Genomic DNA, 26,991 nt, shown 5'->3' with positions numbered 1-26,991 from the left:
CATCACTCCCCGCCCCCTCGGCCCGCGTGCCGACGTGGCCTTCGGCTCACACGGCCTGCACGTCCCGGGAGGGCAGCCCCCGGTGCGACCAGAACATCGGCGCGTCCGCCGTCCTCCGGAGTGAGGTCCTTGTCCTCCGCCTTCAGGAACCCCCGCACCACGTTCGCGGTGTACGCCTGCCAGGCGGAGGCGAGGGCGCTGTACGCGTCGGGGTTCTGGTCGTACCGGCCTTCTGCCGCGCCCGCCTTCTGTCGCGCGGCGTCTCGCAGAAGGGCCGCGACGGGCCCCGGCGTCCGTCCCCGGCCGGCACCGGTCCGCAAGGAGCAGGGACCGGTGCCGGCCGAGCCCTCAGAGGGCCTCCTCCGCCACCAGTCCCGTCTGCACCAACGGCCTTCCCCGCCGTCGGGACACGAAGACGCCCCGTCCCGTGGGCATCGGCCGCGGCCGGACTCCGCCCAGGACGTCGCCCTCGGTCGGGTCGCCCGCCAGCACGACGCCCTGGGCCCCCAGCTCCTTGATGCGCTGCATGAAGGCCTCGTACGAGGCGCGGCTCGCGCCGGCCGTCGAGCGCGCGATGATGAAGCGCACGCCCACGTCCCGGGCGAACGGCAGCATTTCCGTCAGGCCGCTGAGCGGGTTGCCGCTCGACGTGGAGACGAGGTCGAAGTCGTCGATGACCACGTACACCGTCGGCCCCTGCCACCAGCTGCGCTCACGGAGCTGGCGTGCGGTCACGTCGGCGGTGGGGGTGCGGCGCTTCATCAGGTCGGCCAGGGCCGCCATGTGGTGTTCCATGGCGTTGGACATCGGAATGTACTCGGCGAGATGGGAGTCCGGTGTGACGCCCAGCAGGGAGCGCCGGTTGTCCACGACGAACAGCTTGCACTCGTCGCCGGGGTAACGCGTCGTCAGCTGCTTGATCAGCAGGCGGAGCAGGTTCGACTTGCCGGACTCGCTCTCGCCGAAGACGAGGAAGAACGGGTCCTGGTCGAAGTCGACGAAAACGGGTTCCAGGTTGTCCTCGTCGAGCGCGAAGGCGATGCCGCGCTCCGGGAAACGGTCGCCCGGGGGCAGTTGCTGCGCCGGGAACTCGCGCGGCAGGAGACGGACCTGGGGCGCGCCCGGGGCCTGCCAGTGCCGGGAGACCTCGGCCGACAGCGCGGCGGTGGCGTCCGCCAGGTCCGTGTCGGAGGTCAGGCCGTCGATGCGCGGCACCGCCGCCATGAAGTGCAGTTTCTGCGGGGACAGACCGCGGCCGGGCACCCCGGTGGGGACGTTCGCGGCCACCTTGCGGTCCAGTTCGGAGTCCATCGTGTCGCCGAGCCGCAGCTCCAGCCGGTTCAGCAGGCTGTCCTTGAGCGCGGACCGCACCTCCATCGAACGGGAGGCGGACAGGACCAGATGGATACCGTAGCCGAGGCCGCGGGCGGCGATGTCGAGGATCACCGGGTCCAACGCCTCGTACTCGGTGCGGAAGTTGGCCCAGCCGTCGACGACCAGGAAGACGTCGCCCCACGGCTGGTCGGTGACCGTGATGTCGCCGCGGGCCCGCCGGGTGCGGAACTCGGCGATGGAGGAGATGCCCGAGGCCCGGAAGTACTCCTCGCGGCGGGCCAGGATGCCGTAGACCTCCGCCACCGTGCGCCGCACCTTCTCCGGGTCCAGTCGCGAGGCGATGCCGCCGACGTGCGGCAGCCCGGCCACCGCGGCCATGCCGCCACCACCGAAGTCCAGTCCGTAGAACTGCACTTCGTGGGGCGTGTGGGTGAGCGCGAAGGAGCAGATCAGCGAGCGCAGCAGCGTCGACTTGCCGGACTGCGGACCGCCCAGGACCTGCATGTGGCCCGCGGCGCCCGAGAAGTCCACCCACAGCGGGTCACGGCGCTGCTCGTACGGCTTGTCGACGATGCCGACGGGGACCACGAGCCGTCCGGCACCCTCGTAGCCGGGCTGGGTGAGGCCCCGGCCCTCCACGGCGGTGAGGCCGGGCAGCAGCGCGTCCAGCGACGGCGGGCTGTCCAGCGGCGGCAGCCACACCTGGTGGGCCGCCGGACCCTGGGCCTCCAGCCGGCGGACGACGACGTCCAGCACGGTGTCCGCCAGCGCGTCGTCCACCTCGCCGGCGCCGTCCGCCGAGTCCGCGCGCTGCCGCGGCACCGGCGCGTACCGCACCGGGACCTCGGCCGCCGTGAACAGCACCGGCCGCCGGTCCAGCGGCAGCGGGCCGTCCGAGGAACCGGCGCCCTGCGAGCCGGAACGGTAGACACCGGAGACGTACGCCGCCTTGAAGCGGACCATCTCGTCGGTGCCGAACTTCAGGAAGCCGGACCCGGGCACGTTCGGCAGTTCGTACGCGTCCGGCACGCCCAGCGCCGACCGCGACTCGGCGGCGGAGAAGGTGCGCAGACCGATGCGGTACGACAGGTATGTCTCCAGTCCGCGCAGCCGGCCCTCCTCCAGCCGCTGCGAGGCCAGCAGCAGGTGCACGCCCAGCGATCGGCCGATGCGGCCGATCTGCACGAACATGTCGATGAAGTCCGGCTTCGCCGTCAGCAGTTCGCTGAACTCGTCGATGACCAGCAGCAGCGAGGGGATGGGCTGGAGCGGTGCGCCCGCCGCGCGCGCCTTCTCGTAGTCGTGGATGTTGGCGTAGTTGCCCGCGTCACGCAGCATCTCCTGGCGGCGGTTGAGTTCGCCGCGGATGGAGTCGCCCATGCGGTCGACGAGGGTGAGGTCGTCCGCCAGGTTGGTGATCACGGCCGCCACGTGCGGCATCTGTGCCATGCCCGCGAAGGTCGCGCCGCCCTTGAAGTCCGCGAGGACGAAGTTCAGGGTCTCGGAGGAGTGGGTGACCGCGAGCCCCAGCACCAGCGTGCGCAGCAGTTCCGACTTGCCGGAACCCGTGGCGCCCACGCACAGGCCGTGCGGGCCCATGCCCTCCTGGGCCGCCTCCTTGATGTCGAGCATCACCGGACGGCCGTCCTCGCCGACACCGATCGGCACCCGCAGCCGTTCCGCCTGGGACCGCGGCCGCCAGGTGCGCCGGGTGTCGACGGAGGCGGCGTCGCCCAGGTTCAGCAGATCCGTGAACTCCAGGTTCGCCAGCAGCGGTTCGTCGTCGTCCCCGCCGGAGACCATGCGCAGCGGCGCCAACTGCCGGGCCAGCGCCTCCGCGGACTCCTGCGACAGGACGTCGGGCGTTCCCTCGTAGACGACGCCGTGCGCCGACTCCAGGCGCAGTGAACGCGGCCGTACGAGGACGGAGAGGTCACCGTGGGTGCCGACCGGCTCGCCCTCGACCACCTCGACGACCGTCACGCCCTGCAGGCCCTCGGGGTTCGCCAGCATGGAGTCCGGCGGGAGGGACACGCCGTCGAGGACGACGACGAGGTGCGGGGTGTCCGGCAGGGGGGCGGCGTTCGGGTGGAAGCGGGGACGGCCGGTCAGGCGTGCGGCCAGGAGATCCTCGAGCTCCTGGGGATCGCCGCTGATCAGACGGCGGGAGCCGGCGCCGTCCGCGACACCGGGCAGCTGCGCGTGCGGCAGCCACTTGGCCCACTCCCAGTGCCGCGCCGCCTCCCGGCCCGTCGCGACCGCGACGATCAGGTCCTCGGGGGAGTGCAACGAGGCCAGCGAACCGGTCAGGGCGCGGGCGGAGGACCGTACGGAATCCGGTTCGCCACCGAGGACGACGTGGTAGAAGGCGCGCAGGGAGACCGCCATCGGCAGGTCGTCCAAGGTGCTGTGGACCGCGACGAACCGCTGCATCGCGCCCGCCGTCAGCGGCTCCAGCTGATCGACCGGGGCCGTCTCGGGGGCGACCAGCGGGGTGGCCAGGGACTGCGGACCGAGGCCGATGCGGACCTGCGCGAAGTCCTCGTCGCCCGGCCGACGTTCCCACACCCGGCTGCCCTCGGCGACCAGCGCCCACAGCTGCTCCGGGGAGGGGTGGAGGTAGTACTGGGCGTCACGCTGCGCCTTCGCCGTCTCCAGGGTGGTCCGGCGGGTCCGCGACAGGTAACTCAGGTAGTCACGGCGCAGATCGGCGATCTGACCCTGGGAACCGCGGCGGAAGCGGACCACCATCGCGATCGACATGGCGATCGTCGACGCGATCATCACCATGCCCATGATGCGCATGAACGGCTGCCCGCTCGTGAAGAAGAAGACCACCGAGCCGCCCATGCCGAGTGTCGGCAACAGCTGCATCAGCACGCTTTCCTGATGCCCCCGAGGCAGCTCGGGCGGCGGTTGCACGACCACCTCGCCCGTGGGAACCTCCGGCGGCAGCGCCCTGGGCGGACGTTTGACGACGATCTGGCTCACTGCTCACCAATCCCCTTGCCGGCCCGCCGGATTGCCGTCCGCCACCCCGTGTCTGGCGGACGAGGGCCGCCGCGCGATCCTACTGATCCCCTCACACACCTGCGGGCGGTAGGGTGCCGGATGTTCCCGTGAGCACACGCGAACCCGTCGGATGCACGGGTATTCCGGGTGATGTGCGCGGTATGGCGGCTCGAGGATCCGCTCGACGGTTTCCCGTCCGCCCCGTACAGCTTTGTACCACCCCGTACACCCCGTACAACCCCGTCCTGCGGCGGACGCCGGGAACGAGGCGCGGGACCACCACACCGCAGACACAGCAGCACTGAGGGGGAGCAGCACGTGAGCATGACGGCCTCCACGGCGGCCACCCGTACGGGCGGACCCGGCCAGACAGCCCCGTCCGGGACGTTGCCGGGGTTCGGCTTCTGCCGGGTCACCATCGTCGCGCCCGACAGCCGGATCGACGTGGCGCTGCCCGACGACGTACCGGTGGCCGACGTCTACCCCGAGATCCTCAGGCTCTCCCGGCAGACGGCCGCCGAGGGCGCCCCGGTCGGCTACCACCTGGTCCGCCGGGACGGCACCGTCCTCGACAGCTCCCGCTCCTTCGCGGCCCAGCGCATCCTCGACGGTGAGCTCCTCACCCTGCGTCCCTTCTCCGAGTCGCTTCCCCCGGCCGTCGTCGACGACGTCTCCGAAGCGGTCGCCTCCGCGGTCACCCGGGACCGGTCCCTGTGGCACGGCGACCTCACCCGTGCCGCGGGCCTCGTCGGCGGCGGCGTGCTGCCCGCCCTGCTCGCGTTCGTCGCCTGGAACGCCGATCCGCGGCACGACATGCACGGCCTGCCCGGCATCCTCGCGGGCATCGCCGGTGTCCTCCTCGTGGTGCTGGGCTGTGTCCGCGCCCGCGTCTACGACGACCGGGCCGCCGCCGTCGCGCTGGGGCTCGGCGCACTCCCCAACGTGGGGGTGGCCGGCTCGGGCCTGCTGTCGCTCTCCGAGGGGCAGGGCGTCGGGAAGCTCCAGTTCCTGCTCGCCTGCGCGGCCGTGCTGGTGGCCTCGGTGATCCTCGCCCTGGTCTCTCCGCGGGGCGACGGCCCGTTCGTGGCCTTCGTGGCCGCCTCGGGCCTCGCCCTGGTCGCCACCTTCGTGGCGCTCCTGAGGGACTGGACACCGGCCGAGATCGCCGCGCTGTGCGCTCCCGTCGCCGTCGGCGCCCTGGCCTTCCTGCCGGGCCTGTCCCTGCGTTTCGCCCGTCTGCCCATCGGCTTCGAGGCGCCGCACACCACCTCGCGCGCCTACGGCGCCGACCCCGAGCCCCATGAGCCGGTGGACGCCGAACGCATCGAGGCCCAGGCCCGCCGCGGCCACGAACTCCTGGTCGGCCTGGTCGGCGGCTGCTCGCTGCTCGCGGTCGGCTCCGCCCTCGTGCTCAGCTTCTCCGACGGCCTCTGGTCGCTGCTGCTCGCCCTGGCCACCGGAATCGCACTGCTCATGCGGGCGCAGCTGTTCCGCTACACCGCGCAGGTCGCCACCCTGCTGACCGCGGGGCTCGGCTCCCTGGTCGCGCTCGGTCTCGGTCTGGCGCTCAACCCGCCGGACGCCCTGGTCCGCGAGGCGCTGACAGGGGACCGGGCCGGTCTCGACATCCGTACGATCTGGCTGATCGCGGCCATCGCGGCGGTGTCGGCGCTGGTCACCGCGATCGGCCTGGTGGCCTCCCGCAACGGGCTCACGCCCTTCTGGGGCCGCTTCCTGGAGATCGCCGAGGGCTTCGTCCTGCTGACACTGGTGCCGCTGGCGCTCGCCGTCTTCGGCGTGTACACGACGGTGCGGTCGATGACCGGCTGACGCGCGACCTGACGCGCGACGTCCGGGAGGGCGCACACCCGTGTGCACGCTCCCGGACGCGTACGGCGGTCACTCCGCCTCGGGACCCGCCGGCTCCAGGTCGAACTCCCCGTCCCGCGCGCCCAGCACGAACGCCCGCCACTCCGCCTCCGTGTAGCGGAGCACGGTGTCCGGGTCGAGGGAGGACCGCATGGCCACCGCGCCCTCGGGTAGATAGGCGATCTCGACCCGCTCCTCGTGCTCCTCGGTGCCCGGCGCGCTGTGCCATTCGACGCCGGAGATGTCGAGGGCGTAGAGCTCGTCCTTCTCCCGCTCCTTGCGTGCCTTGATCTCCTCAGCCGTCTCCGCCATGTCGCAGCGACCCCTTCCCGACGTGTGAATGGTCCGACGGCCGGTCCGATGACCGGTCCGAGCGCTCACCCTAGTGGCACCCCACGTCCCACCTGGGCGGTTCCGCGGACCGTGGTAAGGGGGCCCGCCACCGGCTGGTACTCTGGGCGACGGACGTATGTGCGCTGTGTGCGCGCCGTGGAGCCCCGCTCCACAGGCCGCGCCCAGCGGATCCCGCCTCCCGAGTCATGGAAGATCCCCCGAGATGAAGACCGGGGGCACTCGGTGGCCCTTCACAGACCATGAGGAGCAAGCGTGTCGCTCGACGCCGCTACGAAGAACCAGATCATCTCCGAATTCCGCACCAAGGAAGGCGACACCGGCTCCCCCGAGGTCCAGGTCGCCCTCCTGTCGCGTCGGATCTCCGACCTGACGGAGCACCTCAAGACCCACAAGCACGACCACCACTCCCGTCGTGGTCTGCTCATCCTGGTCGGTCAGCGCCGCCGGCTGCTGCAGTACCTCGCCAAGAAGGACATCCAGCGCTTCCGTGCGCTGGTCGACCGCCTCGGCATCCGCCGTGGCGCGGCGGGCGCCCGGTAAGACGCTGTGACGGGAGCGGTTCCCTGGGAAAAGGGGACCGCTCCCTTTGCTGTACGTGCGGAGTGTCACCCCCTCTTTGTAGTGTGGTAGCGCAACGCAAGAACGCAGGAACACCGAATCGCCGTGACGACCGGTACCGCACCCGGTGACCGCCGTCACGGGCACCACCCCGACGTCCTCGGACGTCATGACGTACGAGGAGAAGCGCACCTCGCCGCCGCCGGTCCTCGGTAGTGGCCCCCGGGAGAGTCAACCCGGGAGCTTCGATCGAAGACCGGCCCGCACCAGAAGGCGTGCTTCTCCACAACGTCCCTCCCGCCACACGGGCGAGGGGGACCAAAGACGACAAGTAACGGAGAGAACACTGGTGGAGAACGAGACCCACTACGCCGAGGCCGTCATCGACAACGGCTCCTTCGGCACCCGCACCATCCGCTTCGAGACGGGCCGCCTCGCCCGTCAGGCCGCAGGTTCCGCCGTGGCGTACCTGGACGACGACACCATGGTGCTGTCGGCCACCACGGCCTCCAAGAACCCCAAGGACCAGCTCGACTTCTTCCCCCTGACGGTGGACGTCGAGGAGCGGATGTACGCGGCCGGCAAGATCCCCGGCTCCTTCTTCCGCCGGGAAGGCCGGCCCTCCGAGGACGCGATCCTCACCTGCCGCCTCATCGACCGCCCGCTGCGCCCGTCCTTCAAGAAGGGCCTGCGCAACGAGATCCAGGTCGTCGCCACGATCATGGCGCTCAACCCCGACCACCTGTACGACGTCGTGGCGATCAACGCCGCCTCCGCGTCCACGCAGCTGGCCGGTCTGCCCTTCTCCGGCCCGATCGGCGGCGTCCGCGTCGCGCTGATCCGCGGCCAGTGGGTGGCGTTCCCGACGCACACCGAGCTCGAGGACGCCGTCTTCGACATGGTCGTCGCGGGCCGCGCCCTGGAGGACGGCGACGTCGCGATCATGATGGTCGAGGCCGAGGCCACCGAGCAGACCGTCAAGCTGGTCGAGGGCGGTGCCGAGGCCCCCACCGAGGAGATCGTCGCGGCCGGCCTGGACGCCGCGAAGCCCTTCATCAAGGTCCTCTGCAAGGCGCAGGCCGACCTCGCCGCGAAGGCCGCCAAGCCGACCGGTGAGTTCCCGACCTTCCTGGACTACCAGGACGACGTCCTGGAGGCGCTGACCGGCGCCGTCCGCCCCGAGCTCGCCCAGGCGCTCACCATCGCCGGCAAGCAGGAGCGCGAGGCCGAGCTGGACCGCGTCAAGCAGCTCGCCGCCGAGAAGCTCCTGCCGGAGTTCGAGGGCCGCGAGAAGGAGATCTCCGCCGCGTACCGCTCGCTGACCAAGTCCCTGGTCCGTGAGCGCGTCATCAAGGAGAAGAAGCGCATCGACGGCCGCGGACTCACCGACATCCGCACCCTGGCCGCCGAGGTCGAGGCCATCCCGCGGGTGCACGGTTCCGCGCTGTTCGAGCGTGGCGAGACCCAGATCCTGGGCGTCACCACCCTCAACATGCTCCGTATGGAGCAGCAGCTGGACACCCTCTCCCCGGTGACCCGCAAGCGCTACATGCACAACTACAACTTCCCGCCCTACTCCGTCGGTGAGACCGGCCGCGTGGGCTCCCCCAAGCGCCGCGAGATCGGCCACGGCGCCCTCGCCGAGCGCGCCATCGTGCCGGTGCTGCCGACGCGCGAGGAGTTCCCGTACGCGATCCGTCAGGTGTCCGAGGCCCTCGGCTCCAACGGCTCGACGTCCATGGGCTCGGTCTGCGCCTCCACCATGTCGCTGCTGAACGCCGGTGTGCCGCTCAAGGCCCCCGTCGCCGGTATCGCCATGGGCCTGATCTCCCAGGAGATCAACGGCGAGACGCACTACGTCGCCCTCACCGACATCCTCGGTGCGGAGGACGCCTTCGGCGACATGGACTTCAAGGTCGCCGGCACCAAGGAGTTCGTGACCGCCCTCCAGCTCGACACCAAGCTGGACGGCATCCCGGCCTCCGTCCTGGCCGCCGCCCTCAAGCAGGCCCGTGACGCCCGCCTCCACATCCTCGACGTGATGATGGAAGCGATCGACACGCCGGACGAGATGTCCCCGAACGCGCCGCGGATCATCACCGTGAAGATCCCGGTCGACAAGATCGGTGAGGTCATCGGCCCCAAGGGCAAGATGATCAACCAGATCCAGGAGGACACCGGCGCCGACATCACGATCGAGGACGACGGCACCATCTACATCGGTGCCGCCCAGGGCTCGCAGGCCGAGGCCGCCCGCGCCACGATCAACAGCATCGCCAACCCGACCATGCCGGAGGTCGGCGAGCGCTACCTGGGTACCGTCGTGAAGACGACCACCTTCGGCGCGTTCGTCTCCCTGATGCCCGGCAAGGACGGTCTGCTGCACATCTCGCAGATCCGCAAGCTGGCCGGCGGCAAGCGCGTGGAGAACGTCGAGGACGTGCTCGGCGTGGGTGCCAAGGTCCAGGTCGAGATCGCCGAGATCGACTCCCGCGGCAAGCTCTCCCTCATCCCCGTGATCGAGGGCGAGGACGACGAGAAGAAGGACGACGCCGACAAGTGACGTCCCACGGCTCCAAGGCGACGGCCCGCACCTCCCCGGAGGCGCGGGCCGTCGCCCGTACCCAAACCCTCATCCAGGGCGAGAACGGCATCGGCACCGTCCGCAAGACCACCCTCCCCTGGGGCCTGCGCATCGTCACCGAGACCCTGCCCTCGGTCCGCTCGGCGACCTTCGGCATCTGGGCGCACGTCGGCTCCCGCGACGAGACCCCGGCCCTGAACGGCGCCACCCACTACCTGGAGCACCTGCTCTTCAAGGGCACCCACCGCAGGTCCGCCCTGGAGATCTCCTCCGCCATCGACGCCGTCGGCGGCGAGATGAACGCCTTCACGGCCAAGGAGTACACGTGCTACTACGCACGCGTGCTCGACACCGACCTGCCGCTCGCCATCGACGTGGTCTGCGACATGCTGACCGGCTCGCGCATCCGCGAGGAGGACGTCGACGTCGAGCGCGGCGCGATCCTCGAAGAGATCGCGATGACCGAGGACGACCCCGGCGACTGCGTGCACGACCTGTTCGCGCACACCATGTTCGGCGACAACCCGCTGGGCCGCCCGGTCCTCGGCACGGTCGACACGGTCAACGGCCTCACCGCCGACCGCATCCGCCGCTTCTACAAGAAGCACTACGACCCGACCCGCCTCGTGGTCGCCTGTGCCGGCAACATCGACCACGACCAGGTCGTACGCCAGGTCCGCGCCGCCTTCGAGGAGGCCGGTGCCGTCAAGGGCCCGGACGCCGAGCCGGTCGCCCCGCGCGGCGGGCGGCGCGCGCTGCGCACCGCCGGCCGGGTCGAACTGATCGACCGCAGTACCGAGCAGGCGCACGTCATCCTCGGCATGCCGGGTCTGTCCCGCACCGACGAGCGCCGGTGGGCCCTCGGCGTGCTCAACACCGCCCTCGGCGGCAGCATGTCCTCCCGCCTGTTCCAGGAGGTCCGGGAGAAGCGCGGCCTGGCCTACAGCGTGTACTCGTACACCTCCGGCTTCGCCGACTGCGGCCTGTTCGGCGTGTACGCCGGGTGCAGGCCCTCCCAGGTGCACGACGTGCTGAAGATCTGCCGCGACGAACTCGACCAGGTCGCCGAGCACAGCCTGTCCGACGACGAGATACGGCACGCCGTCGGCCAGCTCCAGGGCTCCACCGTCCTCGGCCTGGAGGACACCGGCGCGCTGATGAACCGTATCGGCAAGAGCGAACTGTGCTGGGGCGAGCAGATGTCGGTCGACGACATGCTGACCCGAATAGCCTCGGTCACGCCGGACGAGGTCCGCGCGGTCGCCCGCGACATCCTGGGGCAGCGGCCCTCGCTGTCGGTCATCGGCCCGCTCAAGGACAGACAGGCCGCCCGGCTGCACGACACCGTTGCCTAGCGGGCCCAGCGGACCCGCTGGGCTCCCGACCCTCCACGATCGATCCCCGACCCTCCACGACCCCCGGTCCTCCCCGACCCCTCCGGTAAGGAAGCAAGGAAGATGAGCAAGCTGCGCGTGGCGGTCCTCGGCGCCAAGGGCCGGATCGGGTCCGAAGCGGTACGGGCCGTCGAGGCCGCCGACGACATGGAACTGGTGGCCGCACTCAGCCGGGACGACCGGCTGGAGACCCTCGCCGAGACCGGCGCCCAGGTCGCCGTCGAACTGACCACCCCGGCCTCGGTCATGGGCAACCTGGACTTCTGCGTACGCCACGGCATCCACGCGGTCGTCGGCACCACCGGCTGGACCGACGACCGCCTCGCACAGCTGACGGGCTGGCTCGAGCAGTTCCCGGAGACGGGTGTGCTCATCGCGCCGAACTTCTCCATCGGCGCCGTGCTGACCATGAAGTTCGCGCAGATCGCCGCCCCGTACTTCGAGTCCGTCGAGGTCGTCGAACTGCACCATCCCGACAAGGTGGACGCCCCCAGCGGCACCGCCACCCGCACCGCCCAGCTCATCGCCGAGGCCCGCCGCCGGGCCGGCAGCGCCCCCGCCCCGGACGCCACGGCCACCGCCCTGGACGGTGCCCGCGGCGCCGACGTGGACGGGGTGCCGGTGCACGCCGTCCGGCTGCGCGGCCTGCTCGCCCACCAGGAGGTCCTGCTCGGCGGCGAGGGCGAGACCCTCACCGTCCGCCACGACTCCCTGCACCACAGCAGCTTCATGCCGGGCATCCTGCTCGGCGCCCGCCGCGTGGTGACCACTCCCGGCCTGACCTTCGGCCTGGAACACTTCCTCGACCTGAACTGAGCACGAGCCGACCCATGCGCGCGAAGATCTCCTACGCCGTCACGGCCGCCGTCCTGGTCGTCTACTTCGTCCTGGTCGGCAGCCGCGGCGTGCTGCTCATCCAGGCCGGCACGCCCCTCACCGTCACCTTCGGCGTGGCGGTGCTCATCCTGCCGGTCATCGGCGTGTGGTTCCTGTGGAAGAACACCGAGTTCGTCCGCAACGCCAACCGCCTCGCCGCCGAACTCGACGCCCAGGGCGGACTGCCCGTGGACGAGCTGAAGCGCCTGCCCAGCGGCCGTATCGACCGGGACTCGGCCGACGAGGTCTTCGCCCGGCGCAGGGCCGAGACGGAGGACGCCCCCGACGACTGGCGCAGTTGGTTCCGGCTCGCCGTCGCCTACCACGACGCCCGCGACACCGCGCGTGCCCGCAAGGCGATGCAACGGGCGATCGCCCTGCACAAGGCCACCCCCTGACGCCGTGACAAAAGAGCCGGGGCCCGGTCCGCAGGTGCGGACCGGGCCCCGGCTCATGACGACATGAAGTCCGGCCCCGACGGGCAGGGTCAGTCCCGCCGGTACTCGTCGGCCCAGACCTCCACCGAGTCGGCCGCCCGGTCGAAGGCCGGGTCCCGTCCCAGGAAGTCCGCGTTGTGCGAGGTCAGCAGCGGAGGCAGGGTCTCCGTGGATCGCCCCCGCCGGGTCAGCAGCAGCGCCTGCCCCTGCACCGTCCGCGGCAGTCCCAGCCAGCGCACCGGCTGCTGCACCGTGCGCACCGTGACCACCTGGGCCCACGGCGTCGTACGGGTGCTGAACAGGCTCACCTGCCGCAGCCCCTGGGCACTCACCCACGTGCCCATGCGCAGCAGCCGCAGCGCCCAGACGATGACGACCAGTGCGAGGCCGAAGACCACGCCGGCCGACGACACCGGGGCCGTCGCGGCGATGATCACTGCCGCGAACAGCACGAACGAGGCGAGCAGCAGCAGTACGGCCGCCGCCCCCACGCGCCACGGCCCCGGACGGTACGGGCGCCGCCAGCGGTCGCGGTCGTCGTGCGGCAGTGCGACGTCGTCCGCCGTGTCGAAAGCGCGATCGGCCGTCAAGAAGGGCAGGGGCACGGCTGGTCCTCACTTGATCCATGCATGGGCTGTGCTCGGTGAGGCTACCGACCTGCATGCCCCCTCACCACCCTCGGGGGGCCCGGTCGGAGCCGGAGCCCCCGCCCCCCGGTGGTTCACCGCGCCCCATCCGGCGCGGGGCGTTGTCCGGTCCGGGCTCCGGATCAGCGTCCGTCGGACGCCTGTGACTGCTCGGTCCCCGTGGCCGACTGGTCGATGGACAGGGCGGGCATCCCGAGGATCAGGGACCCCACCAGACCGGCGACGATGCAGAGGCCCAGCAGCCAGCGCCCGGCCAGCTCACCGGCGGAAGCCCGCTCGCGCGGCGGGGGCGTGACATTACTGCGGAACCTGTCGGCAGTGGCAATGAAGGCGAACGGCACGGATTCCCGTCGACCGAACATCAGTGGTGCTTCTCCTGTCGAATCTCGAACGAATCACTCTCATCAACACAAACGAGCGACACGCTCAAAAAGTGCCCAGATGGGGAAATTCGTCGCGGCACGGTCCGTCTCCCCGCCGTGGCGGGCGCCCCGTAGAGTGGACGCCGACCTGCAGATGCGATGTGACGGGAAGTGCTCTCTTGACCTCCGCCGACGACCTCCAGCCGTCAACCCGTGATGGGCTCACCCTGCGGAGTGACGTCACCGTCGAGCTGGTGAAGTCCAGCGCCTCGGACTCGGACGTCCTGTTCGCCGCCCGTGTGTCGACCCTCGGCGAGCAGTCCATCGGGGAACTGCAGAAGGACCCGGAGCGCTCCAAGGGCCTGATCAACTACCTGATGCGGGATCGGCACGGCAGCCCGTTCGAGCACAACTCCCTGACGTTCCTCATCAGTGCGCCGATCTTCGTGTTCCGTGAGTTCATGCGCCACAGGGTCGGCTGGTCCTACAACGAGGAATCCGGGCGCTACCGCGAGTTGCAGCCCGTCTTCTACGTTCCCGACGCGTCCCGCAAGCTGGTCCAGGAGGGGCGCCCGGGCAAGTACGTCTTCGTCGAAGGCAGCCCGGCCCAGCACGAGGCCGTCCAGAGCGTGCTGGGCGACTCCTACCACCAGGCCTACGAGGCCTACCAGAAGCTGCTGGCCGAGGGTGTGGCCCGCGAGGTCGCCCGCGCGGTGCTCCCGGTCGGCCTGTACTCCTCGATGTACGCCACCTGCAACGCCCGCTCGCTGATGCACTTCCTCGGCCTGCGCACCCAGCACGAGATGGCGAAGGTCCCGTCCTTCCCGCAGCGGGAGATCGAGATGGTCGGCGAGAAGATGGAGGCCGAGTGGGCCCGGCTGATGCCGCTCACCCATGCCGCCTTCAACGCCAACGGGCGCGTGGCGCCGTAGCCCGTGCGGCCGGCACGGTTCGCGTGGCGCTCGCAGCTCCTCGTGTCCGCCGGTGACGGGCCTTGCTCGCAGGGCTGAGATCACGCAGGGGATATCAGTCCTGCGAGTTGTCCGTATTGCGGTATTCGCGGTAATTCATTTAGCCTGATCGAACGGGCCCGGCACTGCCTGAACCCCCGAGCAGGCAGTGCCGGGCTCCACCTTTGTCCTGTCTTGTCGCCTCCCCGAGGGCAGACCCCGACTCGAGCAGCGAGTAGCGTGTAACCCATGGCTCCGACCTCCACTCCGCAGACCCCCTTCGGGAGGGTCCTCACCGCCATGGTCACGCCCTTCACGGCGGACGGCGCACTCGACCTCGACGGCGCCCAGCGGCTCGCCACCCACCTGGTGGACGCAGGCAACGACGGCCTGATCATCAACGGCACCACCGGCGAGTCCCCCACCACCAGCGACGCGGAGAAAGCGGACCTCGTACGGGCGGTCCTGGAGGCGGTCGGAGACCGCGCCCACGTGGTGGCCGGGGTCGGCACCAACGACACCCGCCACAGCATCGAACTGGCCCGCACCGCGGAGCACATCGGCGCACACGGCCTGCTGGTCGTCACCCCGTACTACAACAAGCCCCCGCAGGAGGGCCTCTACCGGCACTTCACGGCCGTCGCCGACGCCGCCGAGCTGCCGGTCATGCTCTACGACATCCCCGGCCGCAGCGGCGTCCCGATCAACACCGAGACGCTCGTCCGCCTGGCCGAGCACCCGCGGATCGTCGCCAACAAGGACGCCAAGGGTGACCTCGGCCGCGCCAGCTGGGCCATCGCGCGCTCCCGCCTCGCCTGGTACTCCGGCGACGACATGCTGAACCTGCCGTTGCTCTCCGTGGGCGCGGTCGGCTTCGTCTCGGTCGTCGGCCACCTCGTCACCCCCGAGCTGCGCTCCCTGGTGGAGTCGTACATCTCGGGAGACGTCCAGAAGGCCACCGAGATCCACCAGAAGCTGCTCCCCGTCTACACGGGCATGTTCCGCACCCAGGGCGTGATGACCACCAAGGCGGCGCTCACCCTCCAGGGCCTGCCCGCAGGGCCCCTGCGGGCCCCCATGGCCGAGTGCACGCCGGAAGAGATCGAGCAGCTCAAGATCGATCTTGCCGCAGGCGGGGTACAGCTCTGACAACAGACTTCGCGCGACCGCTCGCGCAACCCGACTCCACAACTGAATAAGCGGCGGGCCACCGGTGCCCGCGCACCACCACGACAACTGCTTCTGCACGAACGTCATGCGCGCCACGTGCCCCACCGGTACGTGGCGCGTGTGGTGAGGAGAGTCTTTTGAGCCATCCGCATCCTGAACTCGGTCCGCCCCCGCCGCTTCCCGCGAGCGGGCTGCGCGTCACCCCGCTCGGCGGTCTCGGTGAGATCGGCCGCAACATGACGGTCTTCGAGTACGGCGGCCGCCTGCTCATCGTCGACTGCGGAGTGCTGTTCCCCGAGGAGGAACAGCCCGGGATCGACCTGATCCTGCCGGACTTCAGCTCCATCCGGGACCGCCTCGACGACATCGAGGGCATCGTCCTCACCCATGGTCACGAGGACCACATCGGCGGTGTTCCGTTCCTTCTCCGCGAGAAGCCGGACATCCCGCTGATCGGCTCCAAGCTGACCCTCGCCCTCATCGAGGCGAAGCTCCAGGAGCACCGCATCCGCCCCTACACCCTGGAGGTCGCCGAGGGGCACCGCGAGCGCATCGGCCCGTTCGACTGCGAGTTCGTCGCGGTCAACCACTCGATCCCCGACGCGCTCGCCGTGGCCATCCGCACCCCCGCCGGAATGGTGGTCCACACCGGCGACTTCAAGATGGACCAGCTTCCGCTGGACAACCGCCTCACGGACCTGCACGCCTTCGCCCGGCTCAGTGAGGAAGGCATCGACCTCCTCCTCTCCGACTCGACGAACGCCGAGGTCCCGGGCTTCGTCCCGCCCGAGCGCGAAATCTCCAACGTCCTCCGGCAGGTCTTCGCCGGCGCCCGCAAGCGGATCATCGTGGCCAGCTTCGCCAGCCACGTCCACCGCATCCAGCAGATCCTGGACGCGGCGCACGAGTACGGACGCCGGGTGGCCTTCGTCGGCCGCTCCATGGTCCGCAACATGGGCATCGCCCGCGATCTCGGCTACCTGAAGGTCCCACCGGGCCTGGTCGTCGACGTCAAGACGCTGGACGACCTGCCGGACAGCGAAGTGGTCCTGGTGTGCACGGGCTCGCAGGGCGAGCCCATGGCCGCCCTGTCCCGGATGGCCAACCGCGACCACCAGATCCGTATCGTCCAGGGCGACACGGTGATCCTCGCGTCGTCGCTCATCCCCGGCAACGAGAACGCGGTCTACCGGGTCATCAACGGCCTGACCCGCTGGGGCGCCAACGTCGTCCACAAGGGCAACGCCAAGGTGCACGTCTCGGGCCACGCCTCCGCCGGCGAGTTGCTGTACTTCTACAACATCTGCCGCCCGAAGAACCTGATGCCGGTGCACGGCGAATGGCGCCACCTGCGGGCCAACGCCGAGCTGGGCGCCCTGACGGGTGTCCCGCACGACCGCATCGTCATCGCGGAGGACGGGGTCGTCGTCGACCTGATCGACGGCAGGGCGAAGATCTCCGGCAAGGTCCAGGCCGGGTACGTCTACGTCGACGGCCTCTCCGTCGGCGATGTCGGCGAGCCCGCGCTGAAGGATCGCAAGATCCTCGGCGACGAGGGCATCATCTCGCTCTTCGTGGTGATCGACTCGTCCACCGGGAAGATCACCGGTGGCCCGTATGTCCAGGCCCGCGGCTCCGGGATCGAGGACTCCGCCTTCAGCGCCGTACTGCCGAAGATCACGGAAGTCCTGGAACGGTCGGCTCAGGACGGCGTCGTCGAACCGCACCAGATGCAGCAGCTGATCCGCCGCACGCTGGGCAAATGGGTCTCCGACACGTACCGGCGCCGGCCGATGATCCTTCCCGTGGTCGTGGAGGTCTGACGGTCCCGTAGGACAGCTCGTACGGGTGAACTGGGAGCGGGGCGGCCTCGATTTGCATCGAGCCGCCCCGCTCCAGTACGTTTACGGCTCACCCCGACCGGGAACCCGATCTCTTCGAGCATCGGAACCAGTCCCCGGAGGGGCGAGGAAATCCGACTCAGAATCTCTGATAAAGTCGGAGCCGCCGGAAAGGGAAACGCGAAAAGCGCAGCCCCGGAAGGCGAAACCCCGAGGAAATCGGACCGGAAAGATCTGATAGAGTCGGAAACGCAAGACCGAAGGGAAGCGCCCGGAGGAAAACCCGCCAGGGTGAGTACAAAGGAAGCGTCCGTTCCTTGAGAACTCAACAGCGTGCCAAAAATCAACGCCAGATATGTTGATACCCCGTCTCCGGCCTCCGGCCGGGACGCGGTTCCTTTGAAACACACAGCGAGGACGCTGTGAACCGCCGGATCATTCCTCCGGCGGTTCCGCTCCCGTGGTGTCCCCGGAACGCCGGGAAGCATTCACGGAGAGTTTGATCCTGGCTCAGGACGAACGCTGGCGGCGTGCTTAACACATGCAAGTCGAACGATGAAGCCCCTCGGGGCGGATTAGTGGCGAACGGGTGAGTAACACGTGGGCAATCTGCCCTGCACTTCGGGACAAGCCCTGGAAACGGGGTCTAATACCGGATACCCGTCTCCGCAGGCATCTGCGGAAACGGAAAGCTCCGGCGGTGCAGGATGAGCCCGCGGCCTATCAGCTGGTTGGTGAGGTAACGGCTCACCAAGGCGACGACGGGTAGCCGGCCTGAGAGGGCGACCGGCCACACTGGGACTGAGACACGGCCCAGACTCCTACGGGAGGCAGCAGTGGGGAATATTGCACAATGGGCGCAAGCCTGATGCAGCGACGCCGCGTGAGGGACGACGGCCTTCGGGTTGTAAACCTCTTTCAGCAGGGAAGAAGCGCAAGTGACGGTACCTGCAGAAGAAGCGCCGGCTAACTACGTGCCAGCAGCCGCGGTAATACGTAGGGCGCGAGCGTTGTCCGGAATTATTGGGCGTAAAGAGCTCGTAGGCGGCCTGTCGCGTCAATTGTGAAAGCCCGGGGCTCAACCCCGGGTCTGCAGTCGATACGGGCAGGCTAGAGTTCGGTAGGGGAGATCGGAATTCCTGGTGTAGCGGTGAAATGCGCAGATATCAGGAGGAACACCGGTGGCGAAGGCGGATCTCTGGGCCGACACTGACGCTGAGGAGCGAAAGCGTGGGGAGCGAACAGGATTAGATACCCTGGTAGTCCACGCCGTAAACGGTGGGCACTAGGTGTGGGCGACATTCCACGTCGTCCGCGCCGCAGCTAACGCATTAAGTGCCCCGCCTGGGGAGTACGGCCGCAAGGCTAAAACTCAAAGGAATTGACGGGGGCCCGCACAAGCAGCGGAGCATGTGGCTTAATTCGACGCAACGCGAAGAACCTTACCAAGGCTTGACATACACCGGAAACACCTGGAGACAGGTGCCCCCTTGTGGTCGGTGTACAGGTGGTGCATGGCTGTCGTCAGCTCGTGTCGTGAGATGTTGGGTTAAGTCCCGCAACGAGCGCAACCCTTGTCCCGTGTTGCCAGCACGTCCCTTCGGGGGTGGTGGGGACTCACGGGAGACCGCCGGGGTCAACTCGGAGGAAGGTGGGGACGACGTCAAGTCATCATGCCCCTTATGTCTTGGGCTGCACACGTGCTACAATGGCCGGTACAATGAGCTGCGATACCGCGAGGTGGAGCGAATCTCAAAAAGCCGGTCTCAGTTCGGATTGGGGTCTGCAACTCGACCCCATGAAGTCGGAGTTGCTAGTAATCGCAGATCAGCATCGCTGCGGTGAATACGTTCCCGGGCCTTGTACACACCGCCCGTCACGTCACGAAAGTCGGTAACACCCGAAGCCGGTGGCCCAACCCCTTGCGGGAGGGAGCCGTCGAAGGTGGGACTGGCGATTGGGACGAAGTCGTAACAAGGTAGCCGTACCGGAAGGTGCGGCTGGATCACCTCCTTTCTAAGGAGCACTTCTCACCGGCCTCCGGGCCGGTCAGGGGCCAGTACACCGGCGTACGTCCGGTGCTGGTTGCTCATGGGTGGAACGTTGATTAGTCGGCACTCTTGATCGTCTTCTCCGTCCAGTACGGCCCGTCAGGGCATGGAACGCCGGGGGAAGCGGCAGGGGTGCCGGGCACGCTGTTGGGTGTCTGAGGGAACGAACCCTCAGTTGCCGGCCCCGGTACAGCACCGCCCCTGGCGGTGTGTGACGGGTGGTTGGTCGTTGTTTGAGAACTGCACAGTGGACGCGAGCATCTGTGGCCAAGTTTTTAAGGGCGCACGGTGGATGCCTTGGCACCAGGAACCGATGAAGGACGTGGGAGGCCACGATAGTCCCCGGGGAGCCGTCAACCAGGCTGTGATCCGGGGGTTTCCGAATGGGGAAACCCGGCAGTCGTCATGGGCTGTCACCCTTGCCTGAACACATAGGGCAAGCGGAGGGAACGCGGGGAAGTGAAACATCTCAGTACCCGCAGGAAGAGAAAACAACCGTGATTCCGGGAGTAGTGGCGAGCGAAACCGGACGAGGCCAAACCTACGACGTGTGAGACCCGGCAGGGGTTGCGTCGTGGGGGTTGTGGGATCTCTCTTCTGTTGTCTGCCGGCAACAGGACGAGTCAGAAACCGCTGAGGTAGACGAAGGACATGCGAAAGGTCCGGCGCAGAGGGTAAGACCCCCGTAGTCGAAACGTCAGCGGCTCGTTGGAGAGACACCCAAGTAGCACGGGGCCCGAGAAATCCCGTGTGAATCCGGCGGGACCACCCGTCAAGCCTAAATATTCCCTGGTGACCGATAGCGGACAGTACCGTGAGGGAATGGTGAAAAGTACCGCGGGAGCGGAGTGAAATAGTACCTGAAACCGTGTGCCTACAAGCCGTGGGAGCGTCGCATGCAGGCTTGCCTGCATGTCGTGACTGCGTGCCTTTTGAAGAATGAGCCTGCGAGTTTGCGGTGTGTTGCGAGGTTAACCCGGGTGGGGAAGCCGTAGCGAAAGCGAGTCCGAACAGGGCGCTTCAGTAGCACGCTCAAGACCCGAAGCGGAGTGATCTAGCCATGGGCAGGTTGAAGCGGAGGTAAGACTTCGTGGAGGACCGAACCCACCAGGGTTGAAAACCTGGGGGATGACCTGTGGTTAGGGGTGAAAGGCCAATCAAACTCCGTGATAGCTGGTTCTCCCCGAAATGCATTTAGGTGCAGCGTCGCGTGTTTCTTGCCGGAGGTAGAGCACTGGATAGGCGATGGGCCCTACCGGGTTACTGACCTTAGCCAAACTCCGAATGCCGGTAAGTGAGAGCGCGGCAGTGAGACCGTGGGGGATAAGCTCCATGGTCGAGAGGGAAACAGCCCAGAGCATCGACTAAGGCCCCCAAGCGTACGCTAAGTGGGAAAGGATGTGGAGTCGCACAGACAACCAGGAGGTTGGCTTAGAAGCAGCCATCCTTGAAAGAGTGCGTAATAGCTCACTGGTCTAGTGATTCCGCGCCGACAATGTAGCGGGGCTCAAGCGTACCGCCGAAGTCGTGTCATTGCGATATCAACCCCCAACGGGGATCGTGATGGGTAGGGGAGCGTCGTGTGCCGGGTGAAGCAGCCGCGGAAGCGAGTTGTGGACGGTTCACGAGTGAGAATGCAGGCATGAGTAGCGATACACACGTGAGAAACGTGTGCGCCGATTGACCAAGGGTTCCTGGGTCAAGCTGATCTGCCCAGGGTAAGTCGGGACCTAAGGCGAGGCCGACAGGCGTAGTCGATGGACAACCGGTTGATATTCCGGTACCCGCTGTGAAGCGCAAGACATCGAACCAGGCGATGCTAAGTCCGTGAAGCCGCCCCGATCTCTTCGGAGTTGAGGGGAGTGGTGGAGCCGACGGACCAGACCTGCAGTAGGTGAGTGATGGGGTGACGCAGGAAGGCAGTCCAGCCCGGGCGGTGGTTGTCCCGGGGTAAGGGTGTAGCCCGAGTGGTAGGCAAATCCGCCACTCATCCAGGGTGAGACCCGATGCCGAGCCGATTGTGGCGAAGTGGATGATCCTATGCTGTCGAGAAAAGCCTCTAGCGAGTTTCATGGCGGCCCGTACCCTAAACCGACTCAGGTGGTCAGGTAGAGAATACCGAGGCGTTCGGGTGAACTATGGTTAAGGAACTCGGCAAAATGCCCCCGTAACTTCGGGAGAAGGGGGGCCATCACCGGTGAGCACTCTTGCAGTGTGAGCTGGGGGTGGCCGCAGAGACCAGCGAGAAGCGACTGTTTACTAAAAACACAGGTCCGTGCGAAGCCGTAAGGCGAGGTATACGGACTGACGCCTGCCCGGTGCTGGAACGTTAAGGGGACCGGTCAGCTCCATTTCGGTGGGGCGAAGCTGAGAACTTAAGCGCCAGTAAACGGCGGTGGTAACTATAACCATCCTAAGGTAGCGAAATTCCTTGTCGGGTAAGTTCCGACCTGCACGAATGGCGTAACGACTTCTCGACTGTCTCAACCATAGGCCCGGTGAAATTGCACTACGAGTAAAGATGCTCGTTTCGCGCAGCAGGACGGAAAGACCCCGGGACCTTTACTACAGTTTGATATTGGTGTTCGGTTCGGCTTGTGTAGGATAGCTGGGAGACTGTGAGCCCGCCACGCCAGTGGTGGGGGAGTCGTCGTTGAAATACCAGTCTGGTCGTGCTGGATGTCTAACCTGGGTCCGTGATCCGGATCAGGGACAGTGTCTGATGGGTAGTTTAACTGGGGCGGTTGCCTCCTAAAGAGTAACGGAGGCGCCCAAAGGTTCCCTCAGCCTGGTTGGCAATCAGGTGGTGAGTGTAAGTGCACAAGGGAGCTTGACTGTGAGACCGACGGGTCGAGCAGGGACGAAAGTCGGGACTAGTGATCCGGCGGTGGCTTGTGGAAGCGCCGTCGCTCAACGGATAAAAGGTACCCCGGGGATAACAGGCTGATCTTCCCCAAGAGTCCATATCGACGGGATGGTTTGGCACCTCGATGTCGGCTCGTCGCATCCTGGGGCTGGAGTCGGTCCCAAGGGTTGGGCTGTTCGCCCATTAAAGCGGTACGCGAGCTGGGTTTAGAACGTCGTGAGACAGTTCGGTCCCTATCCGCTGCGCGCGCAGGAGTCTTGAGAAGGGCTGTCCCTAGTACGAGAGGACCGGGACGGACGAACCTCTGGTGTGCCAGTTGTCCTGCCAAGGGCATGGCTGGTTGGCTACGTTCGGGAGGGATAACCGCTGAAAGCATCTAAGCGGGAAGCCTGCTTCGAGATGAGGGCTCCCACCCACTTGATGGGGTAAGGCTCCCAGTAGACGACTGGGTTGATAGGCCGGATATGGAAGCGCCGTAAGGTGTGGAGTTGACCGGTACTAATAGGCCGAGGGCTTGTCCTCAGTTGCTCGCGTCCACTGTGTTGGTTCTGAAACCACGAACGACCCCATGCCGGGCCACGGCGTGGTGCGGTTGAGTGTTTCATAGTGTTTCGGTGGTCATAGCGTAGGGGAAACGCCCGGTTACATTCCGAACCCGGAAGCTAAGCCTTATAGCGCCGATGGTACTGCAGGGGGGACCCTGTGGGAGAGTAGGACGCCGCCGAACAAATTGTGACAGGGTTGGGTCCCGAACTTCGGTTCGGGGCCCAACCCTTTTTTGTTCTGCGTCACTTGAAGTTCACATTGCGCCACGAACATCCATCCCATGGGTACTGCTGCACTGCTCAGGGCCGCCGGCGTCGGAGTCGGTGACGAGGTGGTCGTGTCCGCCTTCGGGAACGTGGAAGTCGTCGAGGCTGTCACCCTTGCAGGCGCGTTGCCGGTGTTCGCCGAGATAGATCCGGTGACCTACTGCCTCGCGCCGGCTGCTGTGGAAGCCGCCATAACTCCGCGGACGGCAGCCGTTGTTGCCGTCCACCGCTTCGGCAGGCGGGCAGACATCGCCCGGTTGCACCTCCTCGGGCAGCGGCACGGCTTGCTGATACTGGAGCGTGGGGAGTCGGAGGGGCCGTACGAGGAGATCGCTCGGCGCAGGGAGCGGGCGGCCTATCTCGACGCGAAACTGCGGGGTGTTCGAACGCCCGACGGTGGTGACGGGCACACCTACCAGCAGTACGTCGTGCGAGTGCCCGGGAACGGCCGCCCGGACCGGGACGCTTTTGCACAAGCCGTACGAGCCAAGGGAGTCGAGTGCAGGGTGCCGGTGAAGACCCCCGTGCACCGGCTGCCCGGGTTCCGGCGGTGCGTGTCTCTGCCCGAGACCGAGCGGGCCGCCGACGAGACGCTGGCCCTGCCTGTGGACGCCGTGCTGACCAAGCGGGACATGCAGCGTGTCGCGTCGGCCTGCAACGCGCTGGGAGGGCTGCTCCAGCCGGCTCTCTGAACCGTGGTTGGGAGTACAGGGCCGGTCAGGGTATGATCTATTCCGTTGCCACCGCGGGACACCGCGAAGTGGTAGCAGGCCCCCATAGCTCAGTCGGCAGAGCGTCTCCATGGTAAGGAGAAGGTCAACGGTTCGATTCCGTTTGGGGGCTCCGACAGAAAGGCCCCGCCCAAAAGGGCGGGGCCTTTCTCATGCCCTGGTCCTCAGTCCTGGTGGAGGCCCGGGACGCGCATGGCGAGGATCGCCATGTCGTCGGAGGGGGCGTCGGAGGCGAAGCGTTCCACGGCGCGCATGATGCGGGCGGCGACCGCGCCCGCGGTCAGGCCCGTACAGGTCTTCAGGACCTCGGCGAGGCCGTCGTCGCCCAGCATGTTCAGGCCCTCACGGCGCTCGGTGACGCCGTCGGTGACGCACAGCAGGACGTCGCCCGGGTCGAGGGTGACCGTCTGCTCGTACAGGTCCAGGTCCTCGATGACACCGAGAAGGGGCTGCGGTTCGGCGGCGGGTTCCACGGTGCCGTCCTGGCGAAGGCGCAGCGGGAGGGGGTGGCCCGCACAGACCACCTTCAACTCCGCGCTGCCGTCCTCCTGCGGGCGCAGTTCGCCGTACAGGAGAGTGAGGAAGCGGCTGCGGGCGCCCTCGTCGAGGATGGCGGAGTTCAGGCGCTCGAGGACCGCCGGGCCGTTGAGGCCCTCGCGGGCCAGCAGTCTCAGGGCGTGCCGGGCCAGCCCGGTGACGGCTGCGGCGTTCGGGCCCGTACCGCAGACGTCGCCGATGGCGAAGCCGTAGGCGCCGTCGCTGATCGGGAACAGATCGTAGAAGTCGCCGCCGACCTCGTTGCCCTCGCCGGCCGCGCGGTAGATGACCTCGACCTCGACGCTGTCGATCACGGGGAGTTCCGGCGGCAGGAGGCTGCGCTGGAGGGACTGGCTGATGGCCGTGCGCTCGGAGTAGAGGCGGGCGTTGTCCAGGGCCAGGGCGGCCCTGCGGGAGAGGTCCTCGGCGAGTTCCAGGATCTCCTGCCGGAAGTGTTCGTCGGTCGGTTTGCCGAGCGTCAGCATGCCGATGACGCGGTTGCGGGCGACCAGGGGGAGGACCACCGTCTCGCCGCCCACCGCGGCGGCCGTGGTGAGGGTGGGACCGATGCCGGGGGCGACCTGGTTGCTCGGGCCGCCGCTCAGGCCGAGGCTGCGCATGGAGGTGCGCAGGGCCGCCTGGTGGGCCACCTCGCCGGGCGCCGGCCATACGCGGGCGCCGGGGGTGGGGACAGGGTCGGGCGGGGCCATCTTCGAGAGCAGGGACTTGATGCCGTCGATGAGTTCCTCGTCCTCGTGCAGGACGTAGGAGAGGTAGGGCTCGGAGGCCTGGTCGGCGATCGTGTAGACGGCGCACCAGGTGGCCAGGGTGGGGACGGTCATCTGGGCCATGAGAGCCAGGGTCTGGTCGCGGTCCAGGGTGCCGGCCAGCAGGTCGGAGGCTTCGACGAGGAAGCTCAGTGAGCCGCGGCGCAGTCGCTCCAACTCGCCCAGGCGGGCCGACTCGACGGCCAGGGCGATGCGGTCGGCGGCGAACTGGAGGCGCAGCGCCTCCTCGTTGGAGTATCTGCCGGCCCCCTCCGCAGCGACGCCGAGAGAGCCGGTGAGGCGGCCCTCGACCTTCAGCGGGACGGTGACGACCGAGCGCATGCCGGTGCCGTTGAGGAGGGGGACCGCGCCGGGCAGGGCGGTGAGGTCGTCGTGGACGGACGGCATCCGGGCGGAGCCGTAGCGGCCGGAGCCGGCCTCCACCGGGACACGGGCGAAGCGCTGTCGGGCGGAGGGCAGGCCGGTAGAGGCGCGTACCTCGAGTTCGGTCTCGTCGTCGGTGGCGAGCAGGAGGAAGGCGGAGTCGCCGTCGAGCATGTCGCGGGCGCGTTCCACCGTGCGTTGGAGGAGGCTGTCGAGGTCGTCGGGGGCGGGCGAGCCGATGAACACCTCGAAGGGGTCGGTGCTCTGACTCTCGGAGGTGTCGGAAACGGGGGCCCGCAACGGGGTCTGCAGGACGGCCCGTTCGTGGTCCCTGACGAGGAGGCACACGGTGGACGGGTCGCCGTCCGCGTCGCGGACGCGCAGGTGGGAGGCGTAGACGGGAGTCACTCGGCCCTGGGCGTCCCTTATGCCGTAGCTGCCTTCCCAGCGGGAGAGTTGGAGCGCCTCCGCGATGCCGGTGCCGGTGCCGGGAGTGTGGGGCCAGGCCGCGAGATCGGTGAGCGGCTTGCCGGTGACCTGGTCGGCCCGGTAGCCGAAGAGCTCTTCCGCGTCCTCGTTCCAGGAGGAGATGGCACCGGTCCGGTCGATCTGCACGACGGCGACGCGGACCCGGGTGTCGGCGATGGGCAGGAGGTCGGACGGCAGTGCCGGACCGGCCGTGCGGGTGCCCACCGGGCGCTCGGGAACGTCGAGTTGGAACCAGACGGTCTTGTAGGTGGGGCTGTACTCCACGCCCCAGCGGTCGGCCAGGGCCGCGCAGAGCTGGAGGCCGCGTCCGCCCTCGCGGTCGGGGCTGCCCATGGTGGCGGCCGAGCCCTGGAGCGGTACTTCGCGTTCCGGGTACCGGTCGGCCACCTCGATCCGTACGCCGTCGTCGCTGCGCAGGCACAGGAGGTCGGCGGAGGTACCGGCGTGGACCACGGCGTTGGTGACGAGCTCACTGGTGAGGACCACGGCGTCGTCGATGATGTCGGCGAACCCCCACCCCTGGAGGGTGTCGCGGACGAAGGCGCGGGCACTCGCGACCGAGCGCCCGACGGGCTCGAAACTGGCGGCCGCGCGCGCGGTGATCACAGAACTCCTCGGCCGGTTCTCTGCGGGCATGGCTCCATGGCCGACCGGTTCGTCCCGCTGGTGCGGCAGGCCGTTCGTCGGCCGTGGGTCCGGGGGCTGGTCCCCCGGGATCAGTCCGGTGGTCATGTGTGCGGCCGCCCTCCGATGCCCGCTCGACTCCGTGCCGGCCATCGCCCGGGCCGGACGGACCGGCGTGGCTGGACAGCCGCATGCAAGGTTACTTACCTTCGCGGTCCGAGCGGATGCCGGTCTGCGGTGTTTCCGTCCGGAGGTGTCCGGGGCCCGGAAGCCGTACGGACGATGTGCGAAGCTGCCGAACAGTTATCGCCTGGTTCAGTGGGGGTGAAACACTGGGCAGG

15 protein-coding genes, 1 tRNA gene and 3 rRNA genes are annotated in these 26,991 nt (G+C 68.1%); 14 read left to right on the top strand and 5 right to left on the bottom strand.

What is annotated here, in order from left to right; translation table 11 throughout:
* Nucleotides 1–348: 348 nt before the first annotated feature.
* A complete protein-coding gene (eccCa, locus tag ACTWJ9_RS08225; protein ID WP_443295510.1) occupies nt 349–4,326 on the bottom strand; it encodes a type VII secretion protein EccCa in 3,978 nt (1,325 codons plus the stop codon).
* A gap of 345 nt (nt 4,327–4,671) precedes the next feature.
* Here eccCa and eccD point away from each other — a divergent pair, with 345 nt between their 5' ends.
* Complete coding sequence (eccD, locus tag ACTWJ9_RS08220) at nt 4,672–6,177, top strand: type VII secretion integral membrane protein EccD (protein ID WP_423836156.1); 1,506 nt, start codon at nt 4,672–4,674, stop codon at nt 6,175–6,177.
* A gap of 69 nt (nt 6,178–6,246) precedes the next feature.
* On the opposite strand, the gene ACTWJ9_RS08215 is transcribed toward eccD, so the two are convergent.
* The gene (locus ACTWJ9_RS08215; RefSeq protein WP_055605087.1) at nt 6,247–6,528 is read right to left on the bottom strand and encodes a DUF397 domain-containing protein; all 282 of its coding nucleotides are present in this window, start codon (nt 6,526–6,528) and stop codon (nt 6,247–6,249) included.
* Nucleotides 6,529–6,822: 294 nt separating this feature from the next.
* On the opposite strand from ACTWJ9_RS08215, the gene rpsO reads away from it, so the two are divergent.
* From rpsO to ACTWJ9_RS08190, 5 genes are all read left to right on the top strand, one after another.
* On the top strand, nt 6,823–7,110 hold the full coding sequence (gene rpsO, locus ACTWJ9_RS08210; RefSeq protein WP_109377366.1) for a 30S ribosomal protein S15: 288 nt from the start codon (nt 6,823–6,825) through the stop codon (nt 7,108–7,110).
* A 367-nt stretch (nt 7,111–7,477) separates the two neighbouring features.
* A complete protein-coding gene (locus ACTWJ9_RS08205) occupies nt 7,478–9,691 on the top strand; it encodes a polyribonucleotide nucleotidyltransferase (RefSeq protein WP_279333486.1) in 2,214 nt (737 codons plus the stop codon).
* Entirely contained in the window at nt 9,688–11,067 is a 1,380-nt protein-coding gene (locus ACTWJ9_RS08200) for a M16 family metallopeptidase (RefSeq protein ID WP_443295508.1), read from the top strand. Before ACTWJ9_RS08205 ends, ACTWJ9_RS08200 begins: the two co-directional genes overlap by 4 nt.
* A gap of 102 nt (nt 11,068–11,169) precedes the next feature.
* A complete protein-coding gene (gene dapB / locus ACTWJ9_RS08195; RefSeq protein WP_279333484.1) occupies nt 11,170–11,922 on the top strand; it encodes a 4-hydroxy-tetrahydrodipicolinate reductase in 753 nt (250 codons plus the stop codon).
* 14 nt (nt 11,923–11,936) lie between these two features.
* Nucleotides 11,937–12,380 (top strand): tetratricopeptide repeat protein, encoded by a 444-nt coding sequence (locus ACTWJ9_RS08190; protein WP_279333483.1) that lies wholly within the window; start codon nt 11,937–11,939, stop codon nt 12,378–12,380.
* 89 nt (nt 12,381–12,469) lie between these two features.
* Here the strand turns inward: ACTWJ9_RS08190 and ACTWJ9_RS08185 are convergent, their stop codons facing one another.
* Both ACTWJ9_RS08185 and ACTWJ9_RS08180 read right to left on the bottom strand, forming a co-directional pair.
* Nucleotides 12,470–13,024, bottom strand: coding sequence for a PH domain-containing protein (locus ACTWJ9_RS08185; RefSeq protein WP_279333482.1), 555 nt, complete (start codon nt 13,022–13,024; stop codon nt 12,470–12,472).
* A 164-nt stretch (nt 13,025–13,188) separates the two neighbouring features.
* Nucleotides 13,189–13,428, bottom strand: a complete 240-nt coding sequence (locus ACTWJ9_RS08180; RefSeq protein ID WP_202281871.1) for a hypothetical protein — start codon at nt 13,426–13,428, stop codon at nt 13,189–13,191.
* Between the two features lie 179 nt (nt 13,429–13,607).
* Here ACTWJ9_RS08180 and thyX point away from each other — a divergent pair, with 179 nt between their 5' ends.
* The 8 genes from thyX (at nt 13,608) to ACTWJ9_RS08140 (ending at nt 23,961) form a co-directional block, all read left to right on the top strand.
* Nucleotides 13,608–14,360: an FAD-dependent thymidylate synthase gene (gene thyX, locus ACTWJ9_RS08175; protein WP_279333480.1), complete on the top strand. Its 753-nt coding sequence runs from the start codon at nt 13,608–13,610 to the stop codon at nt 14,358–14,360.
* A 267-nt stretch (nt 14,361–14,627) separates the two neighbouring features.
* The gene (dapA, locus tag ACTWJ9_RS08170) at nt 14,628–15,527 is read left to right on the top strand and encodes a 4-hydroxy-tetrahydrodipicolinate synthase (protein ID WP_279333479.1); all 900 of its coding nucleotides are present in this window, start codon (nt 14,628–14,630) and stop codon (nt 15,525–15,527) included.
* 158 nt (nt 15,528–15,685) lie between these two features.
* Nucleotides 15,686–17,371 (top strand): ribonuclease J, encoded by a 1,686-nt coding sequence (locus ACTWJ9_RS08165; RefSeq protein WP_279333478.1) that lies wholly within the window; start codon nt 15,686–15,688, stop codon nt 17,369–17,371.
* Nucleotides 17,372–17,876: 505 nt separating this feature from the next.
* Nucleotides 17,877–19,405 (top strand): 16S ribosomal RNA (locus ACTWJ9_RS08160).
* Nucleotides 19,406–19,705: 300 nt separating this feature from the next.
* Nucleotides 19,706–22,828 (top strand): 23S ribosomal RNA (locus ACTWJ9_RS08155).
* Between the two features lie 88 nt (nt 22,829–22,916).
* A 5S ribosomal RNA gene (gene rrf / locus ACTWJ9_RS08150) occupies nt 22,917–23,033 on the top strand.
* Together the 16S, 23S and 5S rRNA genes form the textbook arrangement of a ribosomal RNA operon.
* 114 nt (nt 23,034–23,147) lie before the next feature.
* Nucleotides 23,148–23,810: a DegT/DnrJ/EryC1/StrS family aminotransferase gene (locus ACTWJ9_RS08145; RefSeq protein WP_279337905.1), complete on the top strand. Its 663-nt coding sequence runs from the start codon at nt 23,148–23,150 to the stop codon at nt 23,808–23,810.
* 78 nt (nt 23,811–23,888) lie between these two features.
* A tRNA-Thr gene (locus ACTWJ9_RS08140) sits at nt 23,889–23,961 on the top strand.
* Between the two features lie 52 nt (nt 23,962–24,013).
* Here ACTWJ9_RS08140 and ACTWJ9_RS08135 read toward each other — a convergent pair.
* On the bottom strand, nt 24,014–26,758 hold the full coding sequence (locus ACTWJ9_RS08135) for a SpoIIE family protein phosphatase (RefSeq protein WP_387038065.1): 2,745 nt from the start codon (nt 26,756–26,758) through the stop codon (nt 24,014–24,016).
* Nucleotides 26,759–26,991 lie beyond the last annotated feature (233 nt).

The sequence above is a fragment of the Streptomyces sp. GDS52 genome (genome assembly GCF_052246875.1).
GTDB lineage: Bacteria > Actinomycetota > Actinomycetes > Streptomycetales > Streptomycetaceae > Streptomyces > Streptomyces cathayae.
The sequence above is the reverse complement of the archived record's forward strand: the minus strand, read 5'-3'. Positions and strand labels throughout refer to the sequence as shown.

Coding starts and splice junctions, on each gene's coding strand:
- eccD (WP_423836156.1), top strand. CDS start 4,672: ATGACGGCCTCCACGGCGGCCACCCGTACGGGCGGACCCGGCCAGACA.
- ACTWJ9_RS08215 (WP_055605087.1), bottom strand. CDS start 6,528: ATGGCGGAGACGGCTGAGGAGATCAAGGCACGCAAGGAGCGGGAGAAG.
- dapB (WP_279333484.1), top strand. CDS start 11,170: ATGAGCAAGCTGCGCGTGGCGGTCCTCGGCGCCAAGGGCCGGATCGGG.
- ACTWJ9_RS08190 (WP_279333483.1), top strand. CDS start 11,937: ATGCGCGCGAAGATCTCCTACGCCGTCACGGCCGCCGTCCTGGTCGTC.
- ACTWJ9_RS08180 (WP_202281871.1), bottom strand. CDS start 13,428: ATGTTCGGTCGACGGGAATCCGTGCCGTTCGCCTTCATTGCCACTGCC.
- dapA (WP_279333479.1), top strand. CDS start 14,628: ATGGCTCCGACCTCCACTCCGCAGACCCCCTTCGGGAGGGTCCTCACC.
- ACTWJ9_RS08135 (WP_387038065.1), bottom strand. CDS start 26,758: ATGACCACCGGACTGATCCCGGGGGACCAGCCCCCGGACCCACGGCCG.